Origin of the sequence: Brevibacterium sanguinis (genome assembly GCF_039528855.1) — a bacterium.
Taxonomy (GTDB): Bacteria; Actinomycetota; Actinomycetes; order Actinomycetales; family Brevibacteriaceae; genus Brevibacterium; species Brevibacterium sanguinis.
The window spans coordinates 199,937-214,651 of record NZ_BAAAMB010000008.1 but is presented as its reverse complement, the minus strand read 5'-3'; the positions used below and the strand labels follow the sequence as shown (position 1 = coordinate 214,651).

The 14,715-nt window shown below is 68.9% G+C and carries 14 protein-coding genes; 8 read left to right on the top strand and 6 right to left on the bottom strand.

Features of this window, described 5'->3' with window-relative positions:
• Nucleotides 1-172: 172 nt before the first annotated feature.
• Nucleotides 173-883 carry a hypothetical protein gene (locus tag ABD154_RS10050; RefSeq protein ID WP_198499295.1) on the top strand — a complete coding sequence of 237 codons (711 nt, stop codon included), beginning with the start codon at nt 173-175 and terminating at the stop codon, nt 881-883.
• 7 nt (nt 884-890) lie between these two features.
• Here ABD154_RS10050 and ABD154_RS10045 read toward each other — a convergent pair whose 3' ends face one another.
• The 5 genes from ABD154_RS10045 to ABD154_RS10025 all read right to left on the bottom strand — a co-directional run bounded on the left by ABD154_RS10045 (nt 891) and on the right by ABD154_RS10025 (nt 6,068).
• Complete coding sequence (locus ABD154_RS10045) at nt 891-1,328, bottom strand: hypothetical protein (RefSeq protein ID WP_232623648.1); 438 nt, start codon at nt 1,326-1,328, stop codon at nt 891-893.
• On the bottom strand, nt 1,325-2,431 hold the full coding sequence (locus tag ABD154_RS10040) for an adenosine deaminase (RefSeq protein WP_198499296.1): 1,107 nt from the start codon (nt 2,429-2,431) through the stop codon (nt 1,325-1,327). Before ABD154_RS10040 ends, ABD154_RS10045 begins: the two co-directional genes overlap by 4 nt.
• A gap of 41 nt (nt 2,432-2,472) precedes the next feature.
• A complete protein-coding gene (locus tag ABD154_RS10035) occupies nt 2,473-3,618 on the bottom strand; it encodes a BMP family ABC transporter substrate-binding protein (RefSeq protein ID WP_211978932.1) in 1,146 nt (381 codons plus the stop codon).
• A 148-nt stretch (nt 3,619-3,766) separates the two neighbouring features.
• Nucleotides 3,767-5,185, bottom strand: coding sequence for an amidohydrolase (locus tag ABD154_RS10030; protein WP_249121034.1), 1,419 nt, complete (start codon nt 5,183-5,185; stop codon nt 3,767-3,769).
• A gap of 244 nt (nt 5,186-5,429) precedes the next feature.
• Nucleotides 5,430-6,068 carry a helix-turn-helix domain-containing protein gene (locus ABD154_RS10025; RefSeq protein ID WP_211978931.1) on the bottom strand — a complete coding sequence of 213 codons (639 nt, stop codon included), beginning with the start codon at nt 6,066-6,068 and terminating at the stop codon, nt 5,430-5,432.
• Between the two features lie 347 nt (nt 6,069-6,415).
• Between ABD154_RS10025 and ABD154_RS10020 the strand changes: the two genes are divergently transcribed.
• Entirely contained in the window at nt 6,416-7,624 is a 1,209-nt protein-coding gene (locus ABD154_RS10020) for a globin domain-containing protein (RefSeq protein ID WP_211978930.1), read from the top strand.
• A gap of 267 nt (nt 7,625-7,891) precedes the next feature.
• Here the strand turns inward: ABD154_RS10020 and ABD154_RS10015 are convergent, their stop codons facing one another.
• Complete coding sequence (locus tag ABD154_RS10015; RefSeq protein ID WP_198499300.1) at nt 7,892-9,001, bottom strand: mannose-1-phosphate guanylyltransferase; 1,110 nt, start codon at nt 8,999-9,001, stop codon at nt 7,892-7,894.
• 338 nt (nt 9,002-9,339) lie between these two features.
• Between ABD154_RS10015 and sdhC the strand changes: the two genes are divergently transcribed.
• From sdhC to ABD154_RS09985, 6 genes are all read left to right on the top strand, one after another.
• Nucleotides 9,340-9,717 carry a succinate dehydrogenase, cytochrome b556 subunit gene (sdhC, locus tag ABD154_RS10010; RefSeq protein WP_137826173.1) on the top strand — a complete coding sequence of 126 codons (378 nt, stop codon included), beginning with the start codon at nt 9,340-9,342 and terminating at the stop codon, nt 9,715-9,717.
• 1 nt (nt 9,718) lies between these two features.
• A complete protein-coding gene (locus ABD154_RS10005) occupies nt 9,719-10,168 on the top strand; it encodes a succinate dehydrogenase hydrophobic membrane anchor subunit (RefSeq protein ID WP_198499301.1) in 450 nt (149 codons plus the stop codon).
• Between the two features lie 9 nt (nt 10,169-10,177).
• A complete protein-coding gene (gene sdhA, locus ABD154_RS10000) occupies nt 10,178-11,938 on the top strand; it encodes a succinate dehydrogenase flavoprotein subunit (RefSeq protein ID WP_198499302.1) in 1,761 nt (586 codons plus the stop codon).
• Nucleotides 11,938-12,729 (top strand): succinate dehydrogenase iron-sulfur subunit, encoded by a 792-nt coding sequence (locus ABD154_RS09995; protein ID WP_137826170.1) that lies wholly within the window; start codon nt 11,938-11,940, stop codon nt 12,727-12,729. Before sdhA ends, ABD154_RS09995 begins: the two co-directional genes overlap by 1 nt.
• 145 nt (nt 12,730-12,874) lie before the next feature.
• Nucleotides 12,875-14,065, top strand: coding sequence for a D-alanyl-D-alanine carboxypeptidase family protein (locus tag ABD154_RS09990; RefSeq protein ID WP_198499303.1), 1,191 nt, complete (start codon nt 12,875-12,877; stop codon nt 14,063-14,065).
• Nucleotides 14,066-14,463: 398 nt separating this feature from the next.
• On the top strand, nt 14,464-14,628 hold the full coding sequence (locus ABD154_RS09985; protein ID WP_198499304.1) for a hypothetical protein: 165 nt from the start codon (nt 14,464-14,466) through the stop codon (nt 14,626-14,628).
• The last annotated feature ends 87 nt before the right edge of the window (nt 14,629-14,715 follow it).

Genomic DNA, 14,715 nt, shown 5'->3' with positions numbered 1-14,715 from the left:
TCGATGACGGCCCTCCCAGCGCGTCCTGCCCCGGTGTGAGCCGACCGCCGATTACGCTGGAGGGCGGGGTCGGTCCTCGGCGCGGAACCGCAACGGATGCCGCGCCGTCCCCCGATGCCTCCCACCGGTCCCATCCGACCGCGTCCGCTTCCCACGACCCGCACGAGGAACCATGCGCTTTCGCTCTCTCGCCGTCCTGACCACCGCCGCCGTTCTCGCCACCTCCGCGTGCGTGCCCACGTCGAACGAGACCCGGCCGCAGCCGCGACCGTCGGTGAGCGAGGAGGAGGTCACCCCGATCGCCACGCCCGACGACGCCCCGGCCGTCACCGTCGTCGATTCCTCCCCCGGCGGCGCGAAGGACGCCGACCCGCTGTGGCAGGGACTCTCGACCGCCGCGGCGGACCAGACGCCTGCCTACCTCAAGGTCTGGGTGCGCACCGCGAACCCCGATCTCCCCGAGTCCGGCGAGGTCACCGTCACCTCGGACACGCCCAACAGCGTGAGCGTCACCGTCGACGGCGCGAACGTCAACCGCGACCGGTCGCCGTTCCTCCAGATCCACGGCCTCTTCGACGTCGAGGAGATCGGCGAGTCCGCGTACACGCTGACGACCGTCAACTCCGACGACATCCCCGAGCTCGACCCGCAAGGACCGAACGACGAGGCGCGCTGCACGGCCGATGACGCGCAGGATCGGATCTCCCTGGCCGCCGAGGACCTGTCGGCTGACCCGAGCAGGCGCGAGGAGTTCCGCCAGCAGTGGGGCGCCTCCCCGATGGTGTGGTGGGGCATCCAGAAGACCGCCCAGAGCCTCGGCGAAGAGGGCGGCGTCGCCGGCGACTTCCTCACCGAGGCGTGCGGGGAGTACCTCGGTCAGTGACGTCCGCTCAGTCGGCGAGCGCGCGGTTGTAGGCGTCGACGACCGGCGGGGTGAAGTAGCCGAGGATGACGGCGATGGCCGTGATGAGGCACGCGAGGCCGAACCACAGGGAACCGCCGATCGTGCTGAAGCCGAAGACGATGACGAGGAGCTCGAACGCGATCGCCGCGGGCCGGGCCCAGCGGTGCAGACGCCACGACCCGCGGGCGGCGGCGAGCAGGCCGGCGGTGAAGATGAGGAACATGACGGCGAGCCCGATGAGGGAGGTCGCCAGCGATCCCGCGGAGAACGCCGTGACGATGAACGACACCGCGGTGCCCGCGAGGACGAGGGCCTGAAGAAGCAGGACGATGACCGGGATGAGCATCGCCCGCGGCGTGGGAACGCCGTGTCCGGCGGGTTCGACTCCCCCGCCGGATCCGGCGTCGGTGCTCCCCGGTCTCACACCGTCACCCGGGCGAATCCGGGGATGAGGATCTCGTCGAGCATGCGCTCGCGCACGTCGAGGGGAAGGAACGCCGCGGTCACGGCATTGACGGTGGCCCACTCGAGGTCGGTCTGCGTCCAGCCGGCCTCGTCGACGAGCAGCCGCATCTCACGGGTCATCGAGGTCCCGGACATCAGGCGGTTGTCGGGGTTGATCGTCACGGCGAAGCCGAGGTCCTTGAGCCCGGTGATCGGGTGGCTGGCGATCGTCCCGCCGATGTCGGTCTGGAGGTTCGAACTCGGGCACAGCTCGAGCGGGATCTGCTGGTCGAGGACCCAGGCGGCGAGGCTGCCGAGCTGACCCTCCCCGTCGACGATGTCCATGTCCTCGACGATCCTCGCCCCGTGCCCGATGCGCTGCGTATGGCAGACGGTGACCGCCTCGTGGATCGACTCCTTGCCGGCGGCCTCGCCGGCGTGGATGGTGAGCGGAACGTAGGCCTGGTGAAGGGCGTTGAACGCCGAGAGGTGCGCCGACGGCGGGAAGCCGTTCTCCGGTCCGGCGATGTCGAAGCCGACGACGCCGGTGTCCGCGCCCTTCTCCCGGTGGCGGATCGCGAGTTCGGCGATGGCCATCGAGTTGTCGGCCTGGCGCATCGCGGTGAGGATCTGGCCGACGGTGATGAGCTTGCCCTCAGCGGCCGCCTCGGCGACACCGGCCTCGAGACCCTCCTGCACCGCTTCGACGACCTCGTCGAGGTCGAGTCCCCCGGCGAGGTGCTGTTCGGGGGCCCACCGGGCCTCGGCGTAGAAGACGCCGTCGGCAACCTGGTCGAGCACCCATTCCCTCGCGACGCGGATGAGGCCCTCCCGCGTCTGCATCACCGCGGTCGTGTGGGCGAACGTCTCGAGATAGCGGACGAGGTCACCGGAGTTCGCTGAATCGGTGAACCACTGCGCCAGGGCGTCGGGCTCCGTGGCGGGCAGCTCGTGGCCGATCTGCGCGGCGAGTTCGATGATCGTCGCCGGCCGCAGACCGCCGTCGAGGTGATCGTGGAGGGAGACTTTGGGCAGCTGCAGGATCGGATCGTCGTGGGCGACGCCGGCGGGAGTATTCAACACGAGGCAAGTCTATCCGTCATCATCGCAGCAACGGGTCGTTCTCACTCCTGCGTCGGGTCGATGTCGCCGCTCTTGATCCGCTCGCGCAGGTCGGTGATGCTGCGCCCGGCATCGGAGACCCGGCTGAGGAAGCCGTCCTCGGCCGAGATCCCGATCCCGCCGTTGTCGATCGTGCCCTCGTACCGGCGTTCGGCGACGAGGATCCCGTTCATCTCCTCCGGGTCGACGTCGCCGGGTTCGACGATCTCGTCGGGGTTCTTGCTCTGCGGCCACTCGGGGAACATCGTGCGCAGGCCGCGGCGGATGTTCGGTTCGATCGTCGCGACGACGGCATCGCTGAAGCCCCCGGAGGCCCCGTACCAGATGAGCTTCGGCAGCACCGGCGGTTCGCCGTCGCCGGAGGGGTCCGGGGTGGCGGTGGCCGCAGCCGTTCGCGTCTCGTCGGCGGCTCCGAGGACGCCCATCGCCGCCGCCGATCCGAAGGGCACGATGACGTCGGCGTCGGCCCGGGACGCGGAGTCGAAGAACTCCCGTCCGCCCTCCTCGGTGTCGTCGACCGTGCGCGCGGCGATCCGCGAGTCACGGAACGAGGTGACGTCCGCGGTCTCCTCGTCGGCCTCCTCGTTGTAGAGGGCGACTCCCGCGTCGAAGGCGGAGAGGATCTCCTCGGCCTGGGGGAAGCCACGGGAGACGAACGCCGCGACCTCACCGGACTCGCTCGCCGTCGCCGCGATGTAGCCGGCGATGAAGGCCGGGGGCACGAGGTCGAAGTCGATGCTGAGCACATTGTCGGGCAGGTTCTCGCGCCCGCTCGCGACCCCGAGGAAGAGCGCCTCAGGGTTCTCCCGCGCGTAGGAGTCGAGTTCCTTCGCCCCGCCCGGTCCGACGACGGTTGTGAGCGTGCACTCCTCCCCCGGTGTGCGGGCGAGTGCCGCCGAGGTGGCCGAGACATCCGAGACCCGCTGGCTCGAGGTGGCGGTGAAGACCCCGGCCGAGCGGGCGAGCTCGGTCTCGGCGAGGGTGAGCGCCCCGGCGGAATGGTCCTCGAATCCGGCGGGTGCGGAGATCATGCAGGCCGTCGTCGGATCCGGGGCCGCGGCGGGGGTCGTCACCGAGCACGCACTGGCGCCGAGGAGGCTGAGCACGCCGAGGCAGGCGCCCACCCTGGTCACGAGCTTGGTTCTCATGACAGACAGGGTATCCGGCTGGGCTGAGTGCCGTCCGTCAGGCCGGTCGCGGGCGGGGAGGCTGGTGGTGGGCGGGGAGACTGGTCGCGGGCGGGCAGGCTGGTCCTGGGTAGGCCGGCGCTGCCCAGCGGACTGGAGGTGCCCAGCGCTATCCGGTTGGCTGGAGCGCCTCGCGCCGGCCGTCGAGAACCTTGAGCGCGGTGGCGGTGAAGATCCGTGCGGCGATCGGCACGCTTCCCTCGTCGATGAGGAGGTCGCCCTGGTGGATGTCGTACGTGATGCCGCCGGGGGTGCGGGTGCCCATGCGCACGAGCGCGCCGGGGCAGTGCGTGAGGTACCACGCGAAGTCCTCGCCGCCCATCGACTGCGGGGTCAGCTGCACGGAGTTCTCGCCGAGTTCGGTCCGCACGGCCGACTCGATGAGGGCGACCTGGTCCTCGGTGTTGACCACCGGGGGGACGCCGCGGCGGTGCTCGAGGTCGACCTTGACCCCGTACGGGCCGGCGATGCGCTCGACGAGCTCGGGGAGCACCTCGGCGACCTGATTCCATCCGTCGACGTCGAGGCACCGCAGCGTCCCGCGGAGGATCCCCTCCGAGGGCACGACGTTCGCGGCGTGACCGGCGCTGATCTCGCCCCACACGAGCGAGATCGCGTGGCGGGGGTCGATGAGGCGTCCGAGCGTCGAGGGCAGGTCGGTCGCGAGCTTGCCGAGGGCGTAGACGAGGTCCTCGGTGAGGTGGGGCCTCGAGGTGTGGCCGCCGTGGCCGGTGAGCCGGATGGTGACGGTGTCGCCGGCCGCGGTGATCGCGCCGATGCGCGATCCGATCCGGCCGACGTCGACGTTGGGGTCGCAGTGGACGGCGTAGATCTCCGGCACGTCGTCGAGGGCGCCCTGCGAGATGACGCGCAGCGCCCCACCCGGGGTGACCTCCTCGCCGGGTTGGAAGATCAGGCGCACCCGTCCGCCGAGGCCGCCCGGTGTCGTCTCGTGCGCCCTCTGCAGGGCGATGCCCGCGCCGAGGAGGCCGGTGAGGTGGACGTCATGACCGCACGCATGGGCGACCCCGGGCACGGTGGAGGCGAAGTCCTCGGTGATGAGGTCGTCGATGGGCAGGGCGTCGATGTCGGCGCGCAGGGCGAGCGCGATCGGTCCCTCGCCTACGTCGCAGACGAGCCCCGAGCCGTCGAGGCGTCGTGGGGTGAGTCCGGCGGCCTCGAGCCGGGCGGCGAGCTTGTCCGTCGTCGCGAACTCCTGGAACGACAGCTCCGGGTGCGCGTGGATGTCGCGGCGGAACTCGAGGAGCTCGGGCGTGAGCTCGGCGATCGCGGCTGCGGTGGTGGCGTCGGGGGCGGGGTGCGCGGCGTCGGTGCGGGCGACGTCGCTGCCAGCCGCGCTGGTGCGAGCGGCATCGCTGCCAGCCGCTTCGATCCCATCCGCATTCGGGCGCGCGGCATCGGTGTCGGCCGCATTCGGACGGGGGGCGTTCGGTCGGGCGGCGCCGGAATTCGCCGCCTCGGTGTGCGGTGCGCCGTCCGCGGTGCGGGGATCGGGGTTGAGTGACATTGAGGCCATGCTAGACACTCGGACGCGGGTGTGGGCCCCGGGTGACCAAATTCGACACGATCGGTGACGTCGAGTGACCGCCGGGATCGGCGGTGATCGACGGTTTGCGCCAGTTGAGTCTGAGATGGCCAAGGCGGCCTTGGCCACTTCGGATTCAACTGGCGCAAACTCAACCGGGACAGATTCACTCAGCCCATCGGGGTCGTTCAGCACAGCGTGATTGCGCAGCCAGGGCACCTGACGCTCAGGCCGGTTGGGTCTGATGGCCGGTCGTCTGCAGGCGGAGTTCGCAGGTGGTCGCGGTGAGGAACGGCTGGACCTCGGCGACCCGCAGCGGCCCCGGCACCTGCGCGAGGACGTCGTGGAGCAGGCGCGCATGCACGGCACACGCCATCGTCCGCTCGTCCCCGACGAGCTCGAGGTGCGGACAGGCGGCCAGCGCGATGCCCAGACCGGTGTCGTCGGCGACGGGCTCGAGCCCCGAGTCGTCGAGATGATCGACGAGCGCGTCGAACTGCTCCCCCGCCCCGTCGCCGAGCCTCCGCACGGACTCGGGCACACACGAGTAGCCGACCCGCGCGAGCACCGGTCCGAGCGCCTTCGCCCGCTCGATCCGACTCTTCGCCGCCGGGTTCATCTCCGCATCGTCGACCGCGCGGTAGACCGTCGGCGGCCTCCCCCGCATTCCCGACGGTTGCGGCCGTGCGCTGACGAGCCCTTCGTCGATGAGGACGCCGAGGTGGTCCCTGGCCGTGTTGATATGGAGGCCGACCGCCTCGGCGAGGTCCTTGAGCGTGCGGTCGGGCCCCTGCTGGACGGCTCCGAGCAGGCGGACGCGACTGAGTTCGGTGAGACCGCGGTAATCGGTCGTTCTGCGCGGCATGGGGACATCCTCGGAGTCGGAGAGTCGTGCACTGCACCTGTGATTCTACGTCGTGTAGAAAAGTGTGGCCAGCCTCGCAGGTGACGCTGCCCGCGCACTCCGCACCGTCACGTGCGGACGAATGAACACCGGCACGCGTGGACGAATAAACACGGTCGAAACCTGCGCGGGCCGCCTCGGCGCACCGGCACTCTGGAACCATCGGAGCGACCGACACCGGCGGAACCGTCCGCCGCGGCCGCTCCCGGGAGCCCCGGAACCCCACGCCTCCGCTCCCGTCAACCAGCATCTCCCCACGTCACCCGGGCGCCCACCCAACGCCCCCGCACTGACCGAGAAGGATGACCATGGAACTCAGCCCCCGCTCCCACGAGGTCGTCGTTGCGACCGCCGGCGTCGTCGCCGAGCACGCCGACGAGATCACCTCGGTGTTCTATCCGACGATGTTCGAGGCGCACCCGGAGCTGCTCGGCATCTTCAACTTCGCCAACCAGGCGATCGGCGAGCAGCCGAAGGCGCTGGCCTCCTCGGTGGTCGCGTTCGCCGTCCAGCTCATCGATCCCGACGCCACGGACTTCACGCCCGTCCTGCGGCGGATCGCGCACAAGCACGTGTCCCTCGGCGTCCGCGCCTCCGAGTACCTCATCGTCGGCCACTACCTCCTCGGCGCGGTGAGAACCGTCCTCGGCGATGCCGTCACCGAGGAGGTCGCCGCCGCCTGGGACGAGGTCTACTGGCTGTTCGCGACCGCGCTCATCGCCGAGGAGGCCCGGCTCTACGCCCTCGGCGGCACCGAGCCCGAGCACCCGTGGCGGAACTTCCGGGTCGTCGAGCGCTTCGACGAGTCCGACGAGGTCTTCTCCCTCCTCCTCGCCCCCGTGTCCGGCGCGGTCCCGGCCCACCTCACCGGGCAGTATGTGGCGATCCTCGTCGAACTGCCCGACGGATCGACGCAGCCGCGCCAGTACACGATCTCCTCCGGCCCGCGCGGCGACACGCTGCGGGTGACGATCAAGCGGGTGCGCGGCGTCGGCGGTGCCCCGGACGGCGTCGTCTCGGGGTGGCTGTTCGACAACGCGCAGCCGGGCAGCGTGCTCAAGGTCTCCCAGCCCGCCGGCGACGTCGTCCTCGAGGAGTCGGACGCCCCGCTCGTCCTCGTCTCCGCCGGCATCGGGATCACCCCAATCGCCGCGATCATGGAGGACCTCTCCCGGCGGCAGCCGCACCGGACCGTCCGCCTCTACCACGCCGATCGGTCGCATGCCCATCATGCGCTCTACGCCGGCCTGCGCCGGCAGGTGCTCGCGATGGCCGACGCGCAGGCGATCAACTGGTACGAGGAGGGCGCGACCGAGGCTCCGACCCTCCATCCGGCCCGCAGCGGTTTCATGGATCTCAGCGGACTCGCCGTGCCCGCCGAGGCGGAGGTGTTCATGTGCGGTCCGCTGCCGTTCATGCAGGCCGCCCGCGCCGAGTTCATCGCCAAGGGCGTGCCCGCCGAGCGGATCCACTACGAGGTCTTCGGCCCCGACCTCTGGACCCAGAGCCCGGCGTAGGGGCCACGCGGCGCCGCGTATGGGGAGGTTGCCCCTCCTGAGAGTCCTGCGAGTGCCTTCCGGCTCACCTTGTTTTCGAGGGCTCTGTTTCTGACCAGAGCTCTCGATAACAGGGTGAGCCGGACCGCGCATGCCTGGCTGCGAGGCGCCCTTTCGGCGCAAATGAGGCTCCTCAGACCGCCCGAGACTCCTCAGACCGGCCGCGACTGCGCTGACCACCAGAGACCCGGCTGACTGCCCGAGACCCCTCCGACCGACACCCCCTCCTCAGAGCAGGTCGTCGAGTCCCCGCTCGCCGGCCAGGGAGACGGCCTTCTTGACGTCCTGCGCGTGGGAGCGGGAGGTGATGAGGAGGACGTCCTCGGTGTCGACGACGACGAGGTCCTCGAGGCCGACGATCGCGACCGTGCGGGGCTGCTCGGAGAAGACGACCCCCGAGGCGTCGACCTCGAGGAGGTCGCACGAGCCGCCGATCGAGATGACCCCGCGCGGCTCCCCGGGCACGGGCTGGCGGAGCCGGGCTACGGAGTCGAAGTCCCCGACGTCGTCCCACCCGAAGTCGCCGGGGATGACGATGACCCGACCGGCCTCGGCGGCGGGTTCGGCGACGACGTAGTCGATCGCGCGCTTCTCGAGCCCCGGCCACACCTCGGCGAGGACGGACTCCTGGGCATCGGTCCCCCACGCCTCGGCGATCCGGGACAGGCCGGCGAAGAGCGTGGGATCCTCCTCGGCGAGGATCTCGAGGAGTGCTGAGGCCTTGGCGATGAACATCCCGGCGTTCCACCGGTAGCGGCCCGAGTCGACGTAGCGGCGGGCCGTGCTCGCCGCCGGCTTCTCCGCGAACGCAAGGGCGCGGCGGGCGGTCGGGGCACCGGCGATGCCGAGGAGGCTGCCGGTCTTGATGTAGCCGTATGCGGTCGCGGGGTTGCGCGGCATGATGCCGACGGTGACGATGTCGCCGGATTCCGCGGCGACGCACGCCTGTTCGATGACGGAACGGAATTCGTCGACGTTCGTGATCGAGTGGTCGGCGGAGAAGGACCCGACGATCGCCTCGGGGTCGGTTCTGTGGATGAGGAGGGTCGCGAGACCGATCGCGGCGGCCGAGTCCTTCGGGGAGGGCTCTGCGACGATGCGGCTCGGGCACAGCTGGGGAAGCTGCTCGGCGACCTGCTCGGCGTGGCTCTCACCGGTGACCACCCAGACCTTGTCGTCGCCGACGAGCGGGGCCACTCGGTCCCAGGTCGACTGGAGGAGGCTGCGACCGGTGCCGAGGACATCATGGAGGAATTTCGGGGACGCCTTGCGGGAGAGCGGCCAGAGTCGGGTGCCCGATCCGCCCGCGGGGATGATGGCGTGGAAGTGCGTGTTCACCCCCTCAGTGTCTCAAAGTTCGGGCATGACATCACCGATGTTGTCCGCCGTGTCGGGGTGAGGAGAACCAGAACACATCGTCAACGGAACACCCGCGTCAGACCGGGTCACCGCCTCGGCGACAACGGATTTCGCACCCCCGGTCCGCGCCCGCGATTTACCGCACACGTTTGTGCGGTAATTGTTCGCCGTGAGACGCGGTGTGACCGATTGTGAGAGAACTGCCAGGGTGACAATGTGATCCAGCCCGCTCAATGGGGAGCCGACTGGCAACTGGGCGGTCTTCGGCGTACTTTCATGATGTACATCGTCGATTCATCCAAGATGGAGGATGCTCCGTGGCCCAAGCGTCTACGAGCACTCTGTACCGAGGTGGAGAAGGAATGTGGTCCTGGGTCGCGCATCGCGTGACAGGGGTCGGGATCTTCTTCTTCCTGTTGGTTCACGTGCTTGACACTGCACTCGTTCGCGTTTCCCCCGAGGCGTACAACGCCGTCATCGGAACCTACAAGACTCCGGTCATGGCCTTCGGGGAGATCGCACTCGTCGCCGCGATCGCCTTCCATGCGTTCAATGGCCTGCGGGTCATCCTGATCGACTTCTCCAAGGGCGGCCCGAAGAACCAGCGGAAGCTGTTCTGGGGTGTCATGATCCTCTGGCTGATCATCATGATCGCGTTCGTCCCTCGCCAGCTGATGCACACGTTCGGAGGCTGACATGAGCACAACATCGATTCCGGCTCCGCGCACCGGGTACTCGCGCAACAAGTCCACGAGCTCGAAGTTCGAGATGTTCGCGTGGCTGTTCATGCGCATCTCGGGCGTCATCCTCGTCGTCCTCATCTTCGGTCACCTCTTCGTCAACCTGTGGGCCGGCGAAGGCGTCCAGCAGATCGACTTCGGCTTCGTCGCCGGCAAGTGGGCCAGCCCGTTCTGGCAGATCTGGGACCTCCTCATGCTGTGGCTGGCGATGCTGCACGGCACCAACGGCCTGCGCACGATCATCATGGACTACGCCGAGAAGCCGCGCACGAGCATGGCGCTCCAGCTCATCCTCTACATCGCCTCGGCCGTCGTCCTCGTGCTCGGCACGCTCGTCATCTTCACCTTCGATCCCTGCCCGGCCGGAGCCGACCCCGCTCTGCTCGCGTCGTTCTGCCAGGCCTAAAGGAGAAACATGCAGGTTCATCACTACGACGTCGTCATCGTCGGCGCCGGTGGCGCTGGCATGCGCGCCGCCATCGAGTCGGGCCAGCGGGCACGCACCGCGGTCCTGACCAAGCTCTACCCCACGCGTTCCCACACCGGCGCCGCCCAGGGCGGCATGTGCGCGGCACTGGCCAATGTGGAAGAGGACAACTGGGAATGGCACACCTTCGACACCGTCAAGGGCGGTGACTACCTCGTCGACCAGGATGCCGCCGAGGTGATGGCGAAGGAAGCCATCGACGCCGTCCTCGATCTCGAGAAGATGGGGCTGCCGTTCAACCGCACGCCCGAGGGCAAGATCGACCAGCGCCGCTTCGGCGGTCACACCCGCGACCACGGCAAGGCGCCGGTGCGCCGCTCGTGCTACGCGGCCGACCGCACCGGCCACATGATCCTCCAGACCCTCTACCAGAACTGCGTCAAGCACGGCGTCGAGTTCTACAACGAGTTCTACGTCCTCGACCTCGTCATGACCGAGGTCGACGGTGAGCGCCGCCCCGCCGGCGTCGTCGCCTACGAACTCGCCACCGGCGAGATCCACGTCTTCCAGGCGAAGTCGGTCGTCTTCGCGACCGGCGGCGTCGGCAAGGTCTTCAAGACCACGTCGAACGCCCACACCCTGACCGGCGACGGTATGGCCGTGACGTACAACCGCGGCATCCCGCTCGAGGACATGGAGTTCTTCCAGTTCCATCCCACGGGCCTCGCCGGACTCGGCATCCTCCTCTCCGAGGCGGCCCGCGGCGAGGGCGCGATCCTGCGCAACTCCGAGGGTGAGCGCTTCATGGAGCGCTACGCCCCGACGATCAAGGACCTCGCCCCGCGTGACATCGTCGCCCGGTCGATGGCCAACGAGGTCCGCGAAGGCCGCGGTGCGGGACCGAACAAGGACTACGTCCTCCTCGATCTCACCCACCTCGAGCCCAAGCACATCGACGAGAAGCTGCCCGACATCACCGAGTTCGCCCGCACCTACCTCGGTGTCGAGCCCTACACGGAGCCGGTGCCGGTGTTCCCGACCGCGCACTACGCGATGGGCGGCATCCCGACGAACATCGAGTCCGAGGTGCTCGCCGACAACGACACCGTCATCCCCGGCCTCTTCGCGGCCGGTGAGTGCGCGTGCGTGTCCGTCCACGGCTCGAACCGCCTCGGCACGAACTCGCTGCTCGACATCAACGTCTTCGGCAAGCGCGCGGGCATCGCCGCCGCCGAATACGCCAACCGCGCCGAGGTCATCGAGCTGCCCGAGGACTCGCAGGCCGACACGGTCGCCGTCCTCGAGCGCCTGCGCAACTCCGACGGGCCCGAGCGCATCGGCGCGATCCGCAAGGACCTGCAGGAGATCATGGACGCCAACGTTCAGGTGTTCCGCACCGACGAGACGCTGCGTGCGGCTCTCGCGGAGATCGAGAAGCTGCGTGAGCGCTACGACAACGTCGGCATCCAGGACCGCGGCAAGCGCTACAACCTCGACCTCCTCGAGGCCGTCGAGCTCGGCTTCCTGCTCGAACTCGCCGAGGTCATCACCGTCGCGGCCATCCACCGCAAGGAGTCCCGCGGCGGACACTTCCGCGAGGACTTCCCGAACCGCGACGACGAGGGCTTCATGCACCACACGATGACCTACCTCGACCCGGATTCGGAGGCCGAGGGAGTCCCGGGCATGCGCCTGGAGACCAAGCCCGTCGTCGTCACCCGTTACCAGCCGATGGAGCGTAAGTACTGATGAGCACCGATACCGAAACCCCGGAGCCGGCATCGAAGGTCGACCTGCCCTCGCACCTGAGCGGTGAGGGCGGGGAGATCCCGTCCTTCGACTGCACCTTCCGCATCGCGCGCTTCGACCCGGAGACGGACGAGGCACCGCACTGGGAGGAGTACAACGTCACGATGTACGGCACGGACCGCGTGCTCGATGCCCTCCACAAGATCAAGTGGGACATCGACGGTTCGCTGACCTTCCGTCGCTCGTGCGCCCACGGCGTCTGCGGCTCCGATGCGATGCGCATCAACGGCCGCAACCGCCTGGCCTGCAAGACCCTGCTCAAGGACCTCGACACGTCCAAGCCGATCACCGTCGAGGCGATCAAGGGCCTGCCGCTGGAGAAGGACCTCATCGTCGACATGGAGCCCTTCTTCCAGTCGTACCGGGAGATCATGCCGTTCCTCATCACGAGCGGACACGAGCCCACCCGTGAGCGCCTGCAGTCCTCCGAACAGCGCGAGGCCTTCGACGACACGACGAAGTGCATCCTCTGCGCCTCGTGCACCTCGTCGTGCCCCGTGTTCTGGACCGACGGGCAGTACTTCGGTCCCGCGGCCATCGTCAACGCGCACCGCTTCATCTTCGACTCGCGTGACGAGGGCGGGGACATGCGGCTTGAGATCCTCAACGACAAGGAAGGCGTGTGGCGCTGCCGCACGACGTTCAACTGCACCGATGCCTGCCCCCGCGGCATCGAGATCACCAAGGCGATCGCCGAGGTCAAGCAGGCGATCCTCCAGCGCGCATTCTGAGTCCGCGCTGAGGTCGACCTGACCCCAGCAGCGCCGAGGCGGCCGTGCACTTCACCGTGTGCGGCCGCCTTCGTCGTCCCGGAGTTCTCCTCCCGGTCACGGAGTCTGAGGATCCGCGACGCCCGGGATCCGTACACTGGTGCGCATGCGTTCTCCGTCCTCGTCTCCTTCCTCGGCGCTGGCTCACCTGCGCACCGCGGCCGCGGCCGCACTCGCGCTCCTCCTCGTCGTCGCCTCGCTCGTCCTCTTCCCCGGCACTGCCCAGGCCGCACCCGAGCCGACCGAGAAGATCTACGTGAGCCCGGACAACCTCGGCGATGGCGCGCAGCCGCCCCAGCCGATCGGCACATCATGGCTCGTCGGCGACCTCGACACCGGTGAGCTCCAGGTCGCGGAGAACATCGACGTCAAGCACGCGCCGGCCTCGACGATCAAGCTGCTCACCGCGCTCGCGCTCATCGACGTCCTCGATGACCCCGAGCAGAAGGTCGAAGCGGAGTTCGAGGACATGGAGATCGACGGGACGAAGGTCGGTCTCATGCAGAAGAACGACTACACCGTCGACACGCTCTTCCACGCGATGCTCATGTCGAGCGCCAACGATGCCGCGAACGCCCTCGGCCGTGCCGCTGGGGGCCAGGAGAAGGCCGTCGCCCTGATGAACGCGAAGGCGAAGTCGCTCGGCATGACGAACACGAATGCGATGAACACCTCCGGCCTCGACGACCCGAACCAGTACACGACCGTCGCCGACATGGCGAAGCTCGCGTACGCGGTGACGGAGAATCCGACGCTCATGGAGATCATCGGGACGACGACGTACTCGTTCCCGGGAGGCACGAACCCGGAGACGAAGGAGAAGTTCAAGGGCTACGAGATCCAGAACCACACGCAGATCGTCGGCAACGTCGAGGGCGGGCTCGGGCTGAAGAACGGGTACACGACGACGGCGAAGGGCTCCTACATCGCCGTCGCCGAACGCGACGGCAAGCGCGTCGTCTCAGCACTCCTCGGAGCGGAGAACAATTCGCGTCAGGCCGCCGTCGACCTCCTCGAATGGGACTTCGCGCAGACGTCTCCGGAGACCGTGGCGACGGTTCCCGTCGGCGCCGCTGCCGCCCCGACGCCGACGGCCACCGCCTCGGGCAGCGGCAGCGATGCGGGAGACAGCTCCGACAGCCAGGCGGACGACGCCGGCGCGGCGAGCGATTCCTCGGCCTCGGCGACCGGGGGCGTCGACCTGCTGCCGCTCGGCCTCCTCGGCGGGGGCGTCATCATCCTCGGGCTCGCGGGCCTGCTCTGGTTCCGGCTGCGCAAGCGCCACCGCACGCAGTGATGGGAGCGGTCGTGCGGGCTCCACGGGCGCCCGTTCTGCCGCCGCTTCGGCCCGGCGCCGCCGCCGTTTTGACTTCGCCGCCCGCGCCGCGTTATGGTTATCTCTTGCGCTGACGTCATCGGCCCAGTTCATCGGAGTGCATCGACCGATCGGGCAGCGACGGCAGGCCGCTCAAGACGGCCGCCGGATCCGCTCCAGCCGACTGACATCGTGTCTTGTCTCAGCGCATCTCCCCCACCGTGAGGGACTGACCCAGATCACGGCGACCTCCCACAGGCCACTTCGTCGTCGACGTCCTGTGAGGTCAGGCGACTCCCCCGTCGCCACCGCAGACCACCTGGCGAAACGGCATGCGTCGACGCATGTCCGTTCGCCGACGAGAGAAAGGAATGGAACCCATGACTGAGTTCCCACAGTGGGTGCAGCGTGCCGTCGAGCACGCCGGCCTCATCGACCCGGAGATCAGCACCGCGGACGGAGAGGTCACGATCAGTGACTCGACCGGTCGCACCGTGCTCTTCACGGGGTCGTCGCTGCGTGAGACCACGCCGCTGGCCGCCTGAGAGATGTCCCCGGTGAGCCCGCGACAGGGTCTGTGCTGCCGGGTTTGACGCAGCACTGACCCGACGGGCTTCACCTGAGCGCCCGGC